Origin of the sequence: Zunongwangia pacifica (genome assembly GCF_023499215.1) — a bacterium.
In the GTDB taxonomy this organism is placed as follows: Bacteria; Bacteroidota; Bacteroidia; order Flavobacteriales; family Flavobacteriaceae; genus Zunongwangia; species Zunongwangia pacifica.
On record NZ_JAKHSK010000015.1, the window covers coordinates 91,433 to 105,653 of the forward strand.

General features: G+C 37.7%; 17 protein-coding genes and 2 pseudogenes. 11 read left to right on the forward strand and 8 right to left on the reverse strand.

The window, feature by feature from the left end:
• Positions 1–63: 63 nt before the first annotated feature.
• From L1967_RS11875 to L1967_RS11895, 5 genes are all read right to left on the reverse strand, one after another.
• Positions 64–279 (reverse strand): helix-turn-helix transcriptional regulator, encoded by a 216-nt coding sequence (locus tag L1967_RS11875; RefSeq protein ID WP_249601844.1) that lies wholly within the window; start codon positions 277–279, stop codon positions 64–66.
• 148 nt (positions 280–427) lie between these two features.
• Complete coding sequence (gene mobC / locus L1967_RS11880; protein WP_249601857.1) at positions 428–2,410, reverse strand: conjugal transfer protein MobC; 1,983 nt, start codon at positions 2,408–2,410, stop codon at positions 428–430.
• An 18-nt stretch (positions 2,411–2,428) separates the two neighbouring features.
• Positions 2,429–3,733 (reverse strand): relaxase/mobilization nuclease domain-containing protein, encoded by a 1,305-nt coding sequence (locus tag L1967_RS11885; RefSeq protein WP_249601845.1) that lies wholly within the window; start codon positions 3,731–3,733, stop codon positions 2,429–2,431.
• Positions 3,721–4,110 carry a plasmid mobilization protein gene (locus L1967_RS11890; RefSeq protein WP_249601846.1) on the reverse strand — a complete coding sequence of 130 codons (390 nt, stop codon included), beginning with the start codon at positions 4,108–4,110 and terminating at the stop codon, positions 3,721–3,723. The genes L1967_RS11885 and L1967_RS11890 overlap by 13 nt, the downstream gene beginning before the upstream one ends.
• Before the next feature lie 235 nt (positions 4,111–4,345).
• A complete protein-coding gene (locus L1967_RS11895; protein ID WP_249601847.1) occupies positions 4,346–5,245 on the reverse strand; it encodes a toprim domain-containing protein in 900 nt (299 codons plus the stop codon).
• Between the two features lie 365 nt (positions 5,246–5,610).
• Between L1967_RS11895 and L1967_RS11900 the strand changes: the two genes are divergently transcribed.
• The 6 genes from L1967_RS11900 to L1967_RS11925 all read left to right on the forward strand — a co-directional run bounded on the left by L1967_RS11900 (position 5,611) and on the right by L1967_RS11925 (position 9,484).
• Entirely contained in the window at positions 5,611–6,420 is an 810-nt protein-coding gene (locus L1967_RS11900) for a hypothetical protein (protein WP_249601848.1), read from the forward strand.
• Positions 6,421–6,468: 48 nt separating this feature from the next.
• A complete protein-coding gene (locus L1967_RS11905) occupies positions 6,469–6,828 on the forward strand; it encodes a RidA family protein (RefSeq protein ID WP_223091573.1) in 360 nt (119 codons plus the stop codon).
• Positions 6,829–6,943: 115 nt separating this feature from the next.
• Positions 6,944–7,879, forward strand: a complete 936-nt coding sequence (locus tag L1967_RS11910) for an NADP-dependent oxidoreductase (RefSeq protein ID WP_249601849.1) — start codon at positions 6,944–6,946, stop codon at positions 7,877–7,879.
• A gap of 7 nt (positions 7,880–7,886) precedes the next feature.
• The gene (locus tag L1967_RS11915; RefSeq protein WP_249601850.1) at positions 7,887–8,795 is read left to right on the forward strand and encodes a helix-turn-helix domain-containing GNAT family N-acetyltransferase; all 909 of its coding nucleotides are present in this window, start codon (positions 7,887–7,889) and stop codon (positions 8,793–8,795) included.
• Positions 8,796–8,828: 33 nt separating this feature from the next.
• A complete protein-coding gene (locus tag L1967_RS11920; protein ID WP_249601851.1) occupies positions 8,829–9,305 on the forward strand; it encodes a GNAT family N-acetyltransferase in 477 nt (158 codons plus the stop codon).
• Between the two features lie 23 nt (positions 9,306–9,328).
• Entirely contained in the window at positions 9,329–9,484 is a 156-nt protein-coding gene (locus L1967_RS11925) for a hypothetical protein (RefSeq protein WP_223091569.1), read from the forward strand.
• A gap of 14 nt (positions 9,485–9,498) precedes the next feature.
• On the opposite strand, the gene L1967_RS11930 is transcribed toward L1967_RS11925, so the two are convergent.
• The 3 genes from L1967_RS11930 to L1967_RS11940 all read right to left on the reverse strand — a co-directional run bounded on the left by L1967_RS11930 (position 9,499) and on the right by L1967_RS11940 (position 11,016).
• Entirely contained in the window at positions 9,499–9,654 is a 156-nt protein-coding gene (locus L1967_RS11930) for a hypothetical protein (protein WP_223091568.1), read from the reverse strand.
• A 204-nt stretch (positions 9,655–9,858) separates the two neighbouring features.
• Positions 9,859–10,143, reverse strand: coding sequence for a hypothetical protein (locus tag L1967_RS11935; protein WP_223091567.1), 285 nt, complete (start codon positions 10,141–10,143; stop codon positions 9,859–9,861).
• 210 nt (positions 10,144–10,353) lie between these two features.
• Positions 10,354–11,016, reverse strand: coding sequence for a DUF6904 family protein (locus L1967_RS11940; protein ID WP_223091566.1), 663 nt, complete (start codon positions 11,014–11,016; stop codon positions 10,354–10,356).
• 206 nt (positions 11,017–11,222) lie between these two features.
• Here L1967_RS11940 and L1967_RS11945 point away from each other — a divergent pair, with 206 nt between their 5' ends.
• The 5 genes and pseudogenes from L1967_RS11945 to L1967_RS11965 form a co-directional block, all read left to right on the forward strand.
• The gene (locus L1967_RS11945; protein WP_249601852.1) at positions 11,223–11,726 is read left to right on the forward strand and encodes a hypothetical protein; all 504 of its coding nucleotides are present in this window, start codon (positions 11,223–11,225) and stop codon (positions 11,724–11,726) included.
• Entirely contained in the window at positions 11,726–12,310 is a 585-nt protein-coding gene (locus L1967_RS11950; RefSeq protein WP_249601853.1) for a tyrosine-type recombinase/integrase, read from the forward strand. Before L1967_RS11945 ends, L1967_RS11950 begins: the two co-directional genes overlap by 1 nt.
• A 2-nt stretch (positions 12,311–12,312) precedes the next feature.
• A pseudogene (locus L1967_RS11955) lies at positions 12,313–12,927 on the forward strand (IS91 family transposase); the annotation flags it as partial.
• A 163-nt stretch (positions 12,928–13,090) separates the two neighbouring features.
• A complete protein-coding gene (locus L1967_RS11960; protein ID WP_249601854.1) occupies positions 13,091–13,993 on the forward strand; it encodes an IS982 family transposase in 903 nt (300 codons plus the stop codon).
• Positions 13,994–14,016: 23 nt separating this feature from the next.
• A pseudogene (locus L1967_RS11965) lies at positions 14,017–14,221 on the forward strand (transposase); the annotation flags it as partial.

Sequence of the window (14,221 nt, forward strand, 5' to 3'; positions counted from 1 at the left end):
TTAGGCTTTAAATTTTATCATTTTATACAAAATTTTTCCTTTTAGAAGGGAGGAACACCTTATTTACTTATCATCTTTAGTAGATATTATCAGGTCTCTTACATCAACTCTTAGAATCTTTGCAATTTCAATCAATGTTTCCAAAGAGGGCTGCATTTCATTGGTACACCACCGTGAAACTGTCGCAGTATTTTTCTCCAATTTTTCCGCTAACCATTTGTTGGTACGACCTCGTTCTACTAAAACAACTTTAAGTCTATTAATTGTCTTTTTAGCCATTTTTAATTGCGTATAGCTTAAATCTATTTGCGATTAAGACAAATATATTCAAATATATCGTAAATTCTTATTATTAAAAATGATATAATTCAAACATGGATTCTGTGTAAGGAAAATAGGAAGTTACTCTTATTAAAAGCATTTAATTCTACTTCCTCACCACCAAATGGCTCAACCCCGGATCATTCAGTAGTCGCTCCATTTCTGATTGTATAATGTCCTGTATATCTTGTTTGATTTGAAAATAGTTTCGTTGTACCATACCTGAATCCAACTTTCGGATGACCTCAATGTCCTGATAATTCTGTTCCTCACGCTTAAGACTATCGTGGTCATTAATAATCTCACAATGGAAAGCTTTTAAATCAATTTTACAATCGGGATTATCAGCCACCATCCCCACAAATTCCCCGGAACTTAATCCTGATATTTTGGAAGGTGGTATGGCTGCTTCCAATTGTTTGGATCGGCTGATGGAAGTATCCCCACTGTTAATGGAATAACTTTCCCTGTCCTGCATAATTTTCCCAAAGCGTTCCGATAATTGTTTAGCAGTATCCCCGGTAACCTGACCGCTAACGATATTCCCCGTAATATTCATAATCACATCTGCTTGCTCTCGACCATAATCCTTGCGGAGCTGACTAAAATCCTGAATTCCCAAACAGGTAGAAACTTTATTGCTCCGGGCAGTCGCAATCAAGCTGTCCATATTGTTCAGATAGATAGTTGGGAACTCGTCAAAAATGAGGCTACTCTTTAGCTTTCCTTTTTTGTTCACCAGCTTAATTAACCGGTTTACATATAGCGATAATACTGCTCCGTAAATCTGTATTTTTTGTGGATTGTTTCCCATACATACAATCTTTGGATCATCAGGATTATTAATATCCAGATTAAAATCATTTCCCGATAGCACATAATACAATTGTGGGGATGAAAGTCTTGCCATTGCAACTTTTGCAGAAGCGATCTGACCTTCTAATTGTTCCATAACATCATTGAGGTATGCATTAACAAAAGGATTTATCAGTACTTCAATTTCCTTTTCTGTACGAAGCAAAGTAAACAGGCTATCATAATCTACCTGCATCAATTCAATCACATGCGGTAAGGTGCAGAATTCCCCATCCTTGTATTTTTTTAGATACCAGATAATAGCCGTTAGAAAGTTGATTGGGGATTCCACAAAGAAATCCCCCTGACGTTTAATCCATTCCCTGTTCAATCCCATCAAAATAGTACGGGCACTTTCTGCTGCATCGGTAATATCTGTCATTGCTGAAGGCTCTAAGGGATTGCACCGATGACTGCGGGTAAGATCATCGAAATTAATCACATAAAATGCCGGGGGCTTGGTATAGCGGTGTTGATTTTTCAGCCAGGTATTATAGGCTATTTTGGAAAGGTCATCAAACTTAAAGTCGTACACAAACATGGTAAATCCTTTACGGATATGCTGGGTAATTACATGACGTATCACAAAGTAGGATTTTCCGGAACCGGGAGTTCCCAATACCATAATCGCCCGAAATGGATTAATGATATTGACCCAACTTTTCCGCTGCCTATCTTTTAATTGGTACTGCGCCGGAAGGTTAATGGAATATTCATTTTCCAGCAATCGTTCTTCCTGAGGAAAGGTTTCATTTTCCTTATTAAAGATGTCCTTATTATTGATTTTATTCCTGATAATTCGTGAAAGTAATGATCCACCGGTCAACACCAGCAGAAAGCCTATTCCAGTTAGTGCCATGTACAAAATAGCAGTCGTTATTATAGGTGTGTTCAACTTCATACAGAGATAGCTGATAAAATAAATGAGCAATCCGGTCATCAGGTAGGCAAAAGCTGTTCTATCGTTCAATTTTTCATCCTTTTTCCCTTTGGCTCCTAAAAGTGATATACCCAAAAAGCCTAGTGCAATTAATTTCGATTTGTGGAAATTGCTAAGCAAACCTGTCTTATAAATATTGCTTAAAATTCGGTCACTAAATGTGCTTTGCCATCCCCATATTTCAAAAGCACTGTAACAGTAGAAATAGAAATGGATGATTAATATGGTAATACTGATAAGCCTGGTCATATCCAGTATTTTTCTCAGCGCCTGTTCATTTTCTCCGGTGTGCATTGCCATAGCTTTATTTTTCTACTGGTTATTATTCAGATTTCTTTTTTTCTTCTTTTTGCGTTTCTTTTTAAGCTGATTAGGTAAATAATCTGAGGTGTTTTCTGCCTGAGTTAAAACCTCCAATACATTTTCTTTTCCTGTTGGTATAGTAGCAGATTGAACCTCTTTATCAGCTTCTTTAGTTTCTGCCGCAGCGGTAGTCTGTGGCTGTAACCCAATGATCTGTTTCGGGTCGGGATGCCTTAGCAAATCCTGTCCCGAAACTCCTTCCGGTAAACACCTTTCCTGAATGGCTTTGGCACTGTATCTTTTGCCCAAAGCACTTCCGTTAAAAACACATTTGGTTTGGTGATCCACATAGGTGATTCCATATAAAATTCCGTTAGCATTTTGCCTGAGTACGATCTGAATACCCTGTTTTTTCAACGCAGATATTAGTTCTGGAATGGATGATTTTTTTGATAACAATTCCTTATCCACCACATTTTTAACCCGTCGTTTAAAAAGTGTTCGTTTCGCCACATTTTCTTTGAATTTCTGCTCAAGAAATTTCAGGGTAGGCTTGTTATAAAACAGACTGGCTTTGATAGGGACACCTACCGGATTACCATCAATATCTAGTACCCGATATAGCAATCCACCTGTTTGGTAAACTTTTGAATTTTCTGTCCCCCGTTCTGCCTTTACATTATATTGATTGAGTACTGCATTCAGTTCTGGAAGGCTGGTATATTTGTATGGATTCAACACATTTTCCAGAATGTTTTGGATAGCCATTTTGGTTTGTGATTTACCATACTTTACCTTACCTACAGCGATGGGTTTTAGCTTATAATTTTCAACTTTCTTTTGGGCTTCGGCCTGCACCAAACCGAACTCTTTTTCCAGTGCTTTTCGGGCGGGTTCAGATTTACGGATACCCAAATGGTGCAAGTCAATTCGTTTGCCATCCGCTTCAATATTCGTCGTGACCAAATGGATGTGCGGATGTCCTGCATCGTGGTGTTGATAGACCAGATAAGGTTGCTCACCGAAACCAATTTTATCCAGATAATTATCGGCTATTTCAAGCAGTTTTTGCTTTGATAAATGGTGCTCTGAAACATCAAAATTGAGTGAAATATGGACACTGTTCCGTTTTGTTTTTTCATTTAATTCCATCTGTTTTAAGAAGCGGTTCAGCTTCATGGTAAAACTCATTTTATCCGGATCAACCGGATAATTTCCTGCCCCGATACATTCCGCAACTCCCTGCTTTACCTTGTTCTCATTGTAGTTTAAAATGCGGTGAATAGAGTGTCCTGTTTTAATTACTGCAACCATTTTTCTGCCATTTTTTGGATGTGATTTTTAATCTCATCCACCTTATTGAACAGGGTTCTTTTTTCTACTTCGTAAGTTATCAACCAGCTTTTAAATTCTGTAATTTTTTGAAGTGTATGAAGCTTTTTTACCGCCTGATTAAAGTTGTTGCCCACGTGGTTAAGTTCCTTTCTAAGCTGAGCCATTTCTGCCATAAAATCATCGACAGATTGGTTGCGGTAGGTAGTTACAATGGGCTTTTCAAAAAGGCTGCGTCGAACATATTCGCTTAGCTTTCGGCAGGTACTGTTTTGCCATTTCTTTTCGATTTTTTCATACTCATCGGGTGTTAAACGCAGCCCGACAATGCGTGTTCTGTTTGATTTTTTTCCTTCCATCTCCTTCTCCTTTATCACGTTATCAAACTCAAAAATTCATTCTATACGACCTGCCCACGAGTTCCGAGTGATAGGCAGCAAGATGTCGGTTGTTAAACAACCGTTCATCTTGCCGTTTGCAGGAACGTTGCAAACTCATCGTTTTGCCAAAGTCTCCCAGAGGCTTATTGTGTACTTTCAGGGATTTTGGCAATTTTCTAAATAGTGAGATTTTCAAAAATCTTTAGCAACACTTTTACAGTTTATTCCCTAAGCGTTTCTTCTGCTGCTTTCCAATATGGACAAGCCAGTCATTAAGGTCTTTGTGGTTTTGGTAAAGCTTGCTATGATCGTTATATTTCTTGCTATTAGACAATGCTTCCCTGGCAACTTTTTTCCCGGCAGCATCATTGTCCAAATACAGGTTTATTGACTTGTGCGATTCCAGAAATGGACGTGCTTTTTCGAAAAGGGAAAGGGAATTTAAAATGACAAAATCAGGAGTGTTATTTACCTCATTTTCTCTGATACTTTTGAACGAAAGAAAATCCATAAAGCCCTCGAATACGGTCACCTCATCGGAAGCATTTTTTACTGTGGTAATGTCTTTTGGAGAACTGCTTGCTTTGAAATAAGGATTACGTATTTCAAATCCACTGGAATCATTTTTAAAACCAATTCCATAATAGTTTTTCCCGTTTACTTCATAATATACTTCCCTGCAATATCGGGTTGCAATTTCAATAGGAATTTTTCGCTGTTCCAGGTAGTGGATCAATGCATTCGACTTAAGCTCAACCTCTTTTAAAATTTTAAGTTGATGCTCCGGTGCATTTTCTATTTTTGGAGTATTTTTTAAGGGCTTTTGAAAAGAAAAACCACCATCCAATTTTTTCAGAAATTCTCCAACCGAGCAACCATGATATTCAATTCCGAAATCGATAATATTACCTCCCTTACCAAGTCCATGATCATACCATCGGTTCAGCTTTCGATTTATCTTAAAAGAGGGTGTATTTTCCTGCCGTAATGGTGAAACATACCAATAGTCATTGTTCCTGATTTTTGAAGGTTCATGACCTAATGAGGACAAGTACTGAACCATATCCATTTCTTTTGCTTCCACAATGGAAAGTTTTTGTTTCCTGAAATCCATAACCACACATTTTCATCTTCACTATTCAGTTTATTGACGTAAAGTTAAACAAGTAGTATGGCTTCTAACTATCCTCTTTATATTTTGATGAGGGTAATGATTCTTATTTAACCTCTAAACAGCTGATATTATCATTTGAAAACTATCCTAAGTTTCAATTTTGATTGGCGTTATGAAAATCATTATCTCGTCAAGGTGCCATCAAAAAGTACTTATCATCATTCTATAAGGTTTTTTAAACATTAATTATATGCATAAATGAATTATTCTATTGTTTTAAAAACATTAAGTACAAGACATTAGTTATTTGTAAATTTTATATTATGTAAAAATTTACGTAAATTTGCACATAAATAATTTTAGCTATGAAAACAATATTGTATTTGACCGATCTTCATTTCAAAGCGAACGGGAGAAATTACTATGAAGAAGATCTGTTTATCACCTCTAAACTAAGGGAACATTTCAATATCCTGATCGGGAATCCCCAACAGGCGATTGCATTGCTAGACAAGGCAGACCTGGTCGTCTTTAGGAATACCGGAGCCGTAATCGGGTATCAGGACTATTTTGACCATTTCGTCGATGTCGTACAAAATGAGAAAATCAACATATTCAATTCCTTTGACGGTAAGGCCGATATCAAGGGAAAACAGTATTTACTGGATTTAATGAAAACTGAATATCCCGTCATCCCTACCGTAGAAGATATTTCAGATATTGATGCCCTTGGTAATTCCGAAAAGTATATTGTCAAGATAAAGAACGGGGCCGATTCCATTGGAATGGAGATTTTGACCAAGGAAGAACTATTAAAAGCAAAGCCCGAGGGAAAACTCATCCAACCCTTTTTGGATTTTGAATATGAGGTTTCCTTTTACTATTTGGATGAAAAATTTCAATATGCATTGTATGCACCGCAAAAGGAAAAGCGTTGGGATCTCCAAGAATACGGGGCAACTCCAGAAGATTTGGAGTTTGCCAAACAGTTTATACAGTGGAACAATATCAAAACGGGAATTACCCGAGTGGATGCCTGTAGAATGAAAGATGGCTCCCTGCTTCTGGTTGAATTGGAAGATCTGAACCCATTTCTTTCTATTGAACTGCTTTCGGCAGAAAAGCGGAATGCATTTATGAATAACTGGGTAACGGTATTGAAAAAGCTCGCATAAATTTATGGTCTCCAGAATTAGTTCAGAACTCTTTAAAATCTTGAAAAAATGAAAAGCAAAGCACCTTTACGTCCGTCATTACGAATAGAAAATACGGTTTATATTTCCGGACAGGTTGGCATCAACCCGCAAACCTCAAAATTGTCCAATGATAGTTTTGAAAATGAGGTAAGGCAAATGATGGACAATCTAAAACTACAACTGGAAAACAACGATGGAGGTTTTAATAATTTGGTAAGTGTTATTGCCTATTTAAAAAGTATGAAAGACTATGACACCTTCAACACCATCTATGGTACTTATTTTGAGGATAAATTTCCGACAAGGACGTGTATCGCCGTATTGGATCTTCCACTTGGAGCTTCGGTTGAAATTTCAGGAATAGCATACATTCCTCAGCGTAAGTAAACTACCTCGGGGCAAACCCGCGAGGTATTCAATGGAAACTTACTATTAGATTTCGACGCATCCCGATAGCTATCGGGATCGGAACATATAAATCTCGATTATCGAGTAAAATATTATGAGAGCAATAATTTTATCAAGAAACAAAAATGTTAATCAGCTTATATATACTGAACTTCTACTACCGCAATTAAAGGAAGGAGAAATACTTGTGCAGACCAAAGCTATCGGTATAAACCCCATAGATTTAAAGACAAAAAACGGCAAGGGAATCTATCCTATGCTACAAGAAGAGAATCCACTTATTTTAGGTTGGGAACTTTCGGGGGTGGTGACCCGGTCCCGTTCGGAAAAGTTTGATGAAGGCGACGAAGTTTTTGGACTTATAAACTTTCCCGGACACGGAAAGACATACGCCGAATATGTAGCGTGTCCCGCTAGTGATTTAGTAAAAAAACCTTCAAACCGTTCTCATTTTGAAGCTGCCGCAACAAGTCTGGCTGCTTTAACTGCGTATCAATCATTGGTTCATCTCGGAGAATTAAAATCCGGGGAAAAAATCCTGATCCACGCTGCTTCGGGTGGTGTAGGGCATTTTGCCGTTCAGATTGCCAAACATTTAGGAGCCTATGTCGTGGGAACTTCCTCAGAAAAAAACAGGGAATTCGTTTTAAGCCTAGGTGCTGACAAACATCTCGATTACAAGACCGATGCGTTGGAGAAAGAGCATAAAGACTATGATATCGTGCTGGATATGGTTGGCGGGGACACAATAGACCGTTCCATTCCATTAATAAAAAAGGAAGGTGTTCTTATTTCTATTCCATCTGGCAAGAATGATGCAGTCACGGATAAAGCAAATAAAAATGGAATTAAAGGATTGAAATTTACGGTGCAATCCGATGAGAATGATATGAAAGTAATCGCCGATTATTTGCAACAAGGGATTCTAAAACCACATATTTCAAAAATAGTTGAATTTGATGCTATGGAAGAAGCCCACGCACAAATAGCGAGCGGCCATACGGTAGGCAAAGTCATTGTTAGATTATAAAAATAATATGAACACGATAGAGAAAGCAGGAATATTGGCGATTGCGGCAAAGCTGCAAAATGTATTGGACACCTTAAGGGATGCAGGTAATTTATTTTATCAGGCACACGATATCAATTTTGAGACCAAATGGTTTCCCCCCATTTTTGTGTTGTCCATAGTCGACCAATTAAGTGTAACGGAACTAGCAAAGGAAATTGGATTAAGCCATCCGGCAGCCATCGGATTGTTAAAGGAAATTGAAAAAAATGGGCTTATTTCTTCCGTAAAGGATAGTAGGGACGAACGAAAGCGCAACCTTATGCTCAGTCCTAAAGGCCGGGAAATAGTTACCGAATTAAAGCCCTATTGGGATAGTATTGCCAGCACTCTTTCAGACATAACAGCCAATCCGCATAACCTTTTTATTGCTCTTATCGAAGTTGAGATGCGACTGAAGGAAAAACCCCTTTTGGAAAGGCTCAATGAAAAAGCAGTCCATATTTTAGAGAAGTCCAAAGATAAGGGGTTAACCATAGAAAGATGTGATAATTCATTTACACTAAATTTGGCGAAAGCCATACACCGTGAACTATTTACGCATCCGGTTGAAGAAGAAATTAACCCAGATACTGCAAAAAGCAAACCCACCTATTTCCTGGCCAGTGTCAAAGGTTTACCGGCAGGGCACACCGCTATTTACTTTACGGACAGCGAAATGGAAATCTACTCTATTGGCGTGCTGGAACAGTATAGAAATCAAGGTGTCGCACGGCATTTAATTCAACATATCAAACAGAGTTACCCATCAATGAAGTTAATTAAGGCCACTTGCGAAATCCATCAAAAAAGCTTCTTTGAGCATTTGGGCTTTGTGCTTAAGAAAGCTGAAAAAGAACATAACAGGATAACGATGGAACTTAAAATTGTTTCATAAAAAAGCATCCACAAGCAAAAGAATATTTTTGATATGGAACAAGAAAAGACCAACGTACATATAATACCTTATGAGGATTCCCATAGAGATGCCTTTAGGGACATCAATTACCAGTGGCTTACCCAATATTTTGAAGTCACTGCATATGACAAGCCTTTTTTTGAGAATCCCCGAAAAGAAATCCTGGATAAAAGCGGCTATATTTTCCTGGCTTCCCTAGAAAATGAAATTGTGGGCTCTGTCGCTTTGGAAAGGATTACGGATAAAGAATACACCTTGGCAAAAATGGGGGTTAAACCAGGTTTTCAGGAATTAAGGATTGGGCAGTTATTAATGGATAAAGCCTTGGAAAAAGCTGAACAATTGAACTTAGATAGTTTGGTTCTGTACACCAATCATCAATTGGTTCAGGCGTTAAATTTGTATAGCAAGTATGGTTTCCGGTTTGAGAGGCTTGAGAATCCATTGGTTGAAAGAGCTACCATAAAAATGGTGAAAAAATTCAATTAATAAATCATGTAATTGAGCGTGGATTGGTAGTGAAAGATGATGAGAAAAATGAAGGACTTTTATCCAATATCCCTGATGAAAATCTGGAAGAATTGAAAATTATTGCCGGTCAGTATCTCGAAAAAGCTGGGCTAATTGAACTCAATGAAAAGTTAAATGAGTTAGGAAAAGGGAAGTAAAGTATTCAGGCTGGTTATTCGGTTATCCAGCCTTCTTCTTTTCTGCTATTTTGAACCTTGTTTGCTATGAGCCAATCTTCAAATAATGAATCGTTAACAGGAGTAAATTTAATAAATTCTCCTGAGGATAGCATTAAGGTAAAATCTTTTGCTACGGTAATGTATTTCACTTGTTGTCCTGTTGTTATCGAAATTTCCTAAGTTTAAGTGCCGGACTCAAAGCAAAACGCTTCAAGAATATTTTACAAATATAGTTTTTTTGAGTCTTAGATGGAAATGAAATAATTTCTATTTAATTATGTAAGATATTTAAAAATAAAAATCTTCTGAAGATTAGTGAAATTATGAAAATAAACTATCCCCCTATTTTAGCTTTAATTTAAACGATCCAGGATTTTTATCATTTCCAGAAGCGTACCTTTAGGCTCTATTTTCCCATCTTCCCAATTTTTGAGTTCCTCAATAAGACTACTACCCGAATATATTGTCTTGATTTCTCCGCTAAACGAAAATTCCTTTTCTCCTTTTTTGTTAAACAGCATATTTAAAGTTTCAAAGCATCTGTCTGCGGTCTGCTGAGTATCAAAAATCAGGCTGGTCAAACGCTGTTTTTTGTAATAGATAGTCAATTCTGCAACCGTTTTTTTATTTTCTTCCATCTTAATTTCTATTAAAATTTAACCTGATATTCGACATTAAGTTACTTTAATCTCATCTACTTATTTCTTACGACTTTAAACGTAAGAACCTTAAATGCAACTTTAGATGCAGCTCCTTATGCGAAGGTTTAAGATTCTTAAAAGCAGCTTTAGATGGTTTTAAGATTTTCAGAATAAATTCTGTCTGAAAACTGCTTTTTTACTTAATGATTACCAAACTATTTCAGGATAATCCCTATAATTTAATTCATGTACATTACAGCCTAATTCATTAGCCCTACTCATCATATCAGACTCCCACATTTTATAAGCAGGTGAAAATTGAGAATAAGCAATTAACAAATCTGGTATTCCCCGAAATCTTCTTTTTCCCGGGATTTTACTCAAATACTCTATATTAATAGCCTGCAGCACTAAAAAAACCAGGTCATTATGTATATCAATTTTTTGATCTATGAAATTTTGAATTTGTTGTGCGCCCTGGGGATCATAATCAAATAAAGTTTTCTTACAATTATATTCGAGGATATGAAGATTTGCCTGATCCAGGGCATCCAGCACTACATAACCTGAATTATAGCGAAGAACGGAAATTAAATAAAGGAAGTCTGTCCATAGATATCTAAAGCCTAAATATTCAACCTTATTTTCCGAGTCAAAAACAAACTTATCTTTCAACCTGGAATGCTGGAAAGCTTTTCGGACCTCATAAGCAAAGCCCATTATTATGTCCGATTGCCCCTTCTCTTCCTTCTTATATTCATTTAACCGCTCCCCTATTTTATGAATGGTTTCATACAGGCTTGTTAAGTCACCATAATCACCCCATAATTCTAATCCTGTTCCTTTCTTGGTTGGGTTACTTTGAAGCATAGAAAAGCAATTTAAATATTTAAACTTTTTACAAATATCACTATTTAAATCAATTTAGTATATGTCGTTTTCACCATTTTTTTGATAGGTGGGGAATCTTGGAAAAGGCGAGAACAGAGCATCAAATCGAGACAGGTTCGAGATTTGTTTAATACTTTCTTAGATTTTCGTCTTTTCCGACTCCAGATCTTCAAGTTTCCAGTGAATTGGCTTATAATTCCGAAAGAATTTACGAATTAGAAAAAAGAGGTCATAAATTATGGGGCTTATGGATAAGTAATCCCAATCCATATAATGCTATCGGGCCATTTCCATATAGTAATATCACTGATTTATCAATAATAAACTGGCAACAAAAATTAAATGAAATTCAGACAGATATCATATATGGTCTATTAAATTATCAAGCAGTTTCATTAGCTTTCGAGGTTTTGAAGTATATTAGAGAAAATAAATTAAGGTTTCCATTTATATGGCATTTCAAAGAAGGTCCTTTTTATTGTAGGCAATTTGGTGATTGGAATAAACTTATTTATTTATTAGATAATTCTGATGGAAATATCTTTATAAATAGAGAATCCCTGCAATGGTATTCTCAATTTATTAACTTTAAGGACAAACTCCTTTTTTGCATGGATGGAGATTTGCCTGTTAAAAATTGGTTTAAGGATAATTATACAAGAAAGATTTCCGAAAAGCGATGCGGGTGATGCTCCCTTCCATCGAACGGCCCCACAAACTCCCGGTGGTACTAAGCCGTAGTGAAGTAAAGCAACTGCTTAAAACTCCAAAACTTCTCAAGCACCGCTTGGTATTGGCGATGCTCTATGGCTGCGGCCTTCGCTGTTTTGAACTTCGGAACTTGCAACTCAAAGATCTGGATTTTGATCGTAAAATGCTCCACATTCGCCAGGGCAAAGGACGCAAAGACCGTTATGTTCCATTATCCCAGATGCAGGCCCGTGGGCTAAAAAAATATATCACTGCAGATCCGCCAACCATTTGGTGTTTTAATGGCAACGATAGGGAAGGTAATCCAGCCCAGTTATCGGCAATGGGAGTGCAATGGATCGTTCGGGAAGCCCGGAAACACAGCGGGATCCAGAAAGAAATCACTACCCACAGCCTTCGGCACAGTTATGCCACCCATCTTTTGGAGATGGGATTGGATATTATCAGTGTCAAAGATTTACTGGGACACGCTGATATCCAAACCACCCTTACCTACCTTCACGTGGCACAACTGGGTAGGCAAAAGCCGTTCAGTCCGCTGGACCGGCTCTACACGGAGTAGCCTTGAAACCTGCTACTTATGAGGTGGCCCAGGTACTGGAAAGAAACACGGACTCTTTATCCAACTATTGTTCCAACAGCTGGCAACTAAGAACCCTTCACGCTTTGCGCAAATGCCGTACTGCTACCCTGGGTGGCCATATTGACCGCTGTAACCATCCTTCCTGCCACAGGCTCCACCTTAGTTACAATAGTTGCCGCAACCGCCATTGTCCCAAGTGCCAGGGACATAAAAAAGAGCAGTGGATCCGGGCCCGGGAAGAAGAACTCCTAAAGGTGCCTTACTTCCACGTGGTCTTTACATTACCATCCGAGCTCCACCGCCTATGCCTGTATGATCCTAAAAAAATGTACGGGCTACTGTTTAAAACGGCATGGGATATCATCAAGGACTTTGCCTCCAACCCTAAATTTTTGGGTGCCAAACCAGGGATGATCGCCATCCTGCACACCTGGGGCCAGAACCTTTCTTTGCACCCGCACCTGCACTGTATTGTTCCCGGCGGTGGTATTACTAAAAACGGCAAATGGAAGTCTGCAAAAAGCAAAGGTAAATACCTGTTCCCGGTTAAGGCTATGAGTTCCGTTTTTAGGGCTCGTTTTGCAGCTTCCCTTCGCAAAGAAGTTCCAGGACAATCTAAAGACTTCTACGAAAGCCTTTTTAAATAACGTGAGTTCGATGTAAGAAAAGGTAAAAAAGAAGGATTGCACAACAAAGAAAAAGCAGAAAATCAGTATATTTAAGTATCTAAATTTCAAATATTTAACTAATCTTCTGCTTATGATTTCTACTGATAAAATTACTGAAATTTTCTGTTTTATTGATGAGTTTCATCAAGAATTTGAACAAGCCCATCAAGGACATCTTCTTGAAGCTGATTGCAGCATCAAAAGAAGGAATAGAAAATCCAAACTCTCCAATAGTGAAGTAATGACCCTAATGGTACTTTTCCATTCAGGCAATTTTAGAAATCTAAAACACTTTTACCTTTTCTATGTAAAACCACATTTGAAAAGTGAGTTTCCCCAAACAGTATCTTATAATCGTTTTGTGGAACTTCAACAAAAGGCGGTGGTGCCAATGGCTTTATTCTTGAAAATGTGTTGTTTGGGAAAATGCACAGGTATTTCCTTTATAGATTCAACACCCTTAAGATCTTGTCATATTAAGAGGGAAAAGCAGCATAAGACTTTTAAAGGAATGGCTGCTAAAGGGCAATGTTCCATAGGATGGTTCTTTGGGTTCAAACTTCATTTAATCATTAATGATAAAGGAGAAATCCTGGATTTTATGCTTACCCAAGGGAACGTTGATGACAGAGAGCCTTTAAAAAGTGATAATTTCCATAAGAAGATAATGGGTAAACTCTATGGCGACAAAGGGTATATAGGCAAAGACCTCTTCGAAAAACTCTTCGTGGACGGAGTTCATCTGGTTACCAAAATCAGAAAGAACATGAAGAACAACTTAATGCATACCTACGATAAAGTGATGTTGAAAAAGAGGGCCATCATTGAAACAGTAAATGATGAACTGAAGAATATGTGCCAAATCGAACATACCAGGCACAGAAGCTTTGACAACTTCCTTTCAAACCTACTCTCTGGACTAATCGCCTACAGCTTCTTTCCTAAAAAACCCTCTTTAAACCTAGAAATTATAGATCAAAGATTATCTGCTTAAGTCGAACTCACGTTAAATATGATTGGGTAGTTTATTGTAAACGTCCATTTTTAGGTCCCGCCCAGGTGGTGGAATACCTCGGTCGCTATACCCATAAGATCGCCATCAGTAACCATCGGATAAAAAACCTGGATAATCAAAGCGTTACATTTGCTGTAAAGGACTACCGCCACGGGGGAAGAAAATCCTTGTTACGTTTATCCGATGCAGCGTTCATCAGGAGGTTCG

Excerpts from the sequence above, each read along its gene's own strand:
- L1967_RS11875 (WP_249601844.1), bottom strand. The coding sequence starts at position 279 with ATGGCTAAAAAGACAATTAATAGACTTAAAGTTGTTTTAGTAGAACGA.
- mobC (WP_249601857.1), bottom strand. The coding sequence starts at position 2,410 with ATGCACACCGGAGAAAATGAACAGGCGCTGAGAAAAATACTGGATATG.
- L1967_RS11885 (WP_249601845.1), bottom strand. The coding sequence starts at position 3,733 with ATGGTTGCAGTAATTAAAACAGGACACTCTATTCACCGCATTTTAAAC.
- L1967_RS11890 (WP_249601846.1), bottom strand. The coding sequence starts at position 4,110 with ATGGAAGGAAAAAAATCAAACAGAACACGCATTGTCGGGCTGCGTTTA.
- L1967_RS11895 (WP_249601847.1), bottom strand. The coding sequence starts at position 5,245 with ATGGATTTCAGGAAACAAAAACTTTCCATTGTGGAAGCAAAAGAAATG.
- L1967_RS11900 (WP_249601848.1), top strand. The coding sequence starts at position 5,611 with ATGAAAACAATATTGTATTTGACCGATCTTCATTTCAAAGCGAACGGG.
- L1967_RS11905 (WP_223091573.1), top strand. The coding sequence starts at position 6,469 with ATGAAAAGCAAAGCACCTTTACGTCCGTCATTACGAATAGAAAATACG.
- L1967_RS11910 (WP_249601849.1), top strand. The coding sequence starts at position 6,944 with ATGAGAGCAATAATTTTATCAAGAAACAAAAATGTTAATCAGCTTATA.
- L1967_RS11915 (WP_249601850.1), top strand. The coding sequence starts at position 7,887 with ATGAACACGATAGAGAAAGCAGGAATATTGGCGATTGCGGCAAAGCTG.
- L1967_RS11920 (WP_249601851.1), top strand. The coding sequence starts at position 8,829 with ATGGAACAAGAAAAGACCAACGTACATATAATACCTTATGAGGATTCC.
- L1967_RS11935 (WP_223091567.1), bottom strand. The coding sequence starts at position 10,143 with ATGGAAGAAAATAAAAAAACGGTTGCAGAATTGACTATCTATTACAAA.
- L1967_RS11940 (WP_223091566.1), bottom strand. The coding sequence starts at position 11,016 with ATGCTTCAAAGTAACCCAACCAAGAAAGGAACAGGATTAGAATTATGG.
- L1967_RS11950 (WP_249601853.1), top strand. The coding sequence starts at position 11,726 with ATGCTCCCTTCCATCGAACGGCCCCACAAACTCCCGGTGGTACTAAGC.
- L1967_RS11960 (WP_249601854.1), top strand. The coding sequence starts at position 13,091 with ATGATTTCTACTGATAAAATTACTGAAATTTTCTGTTTTATTGATGAG.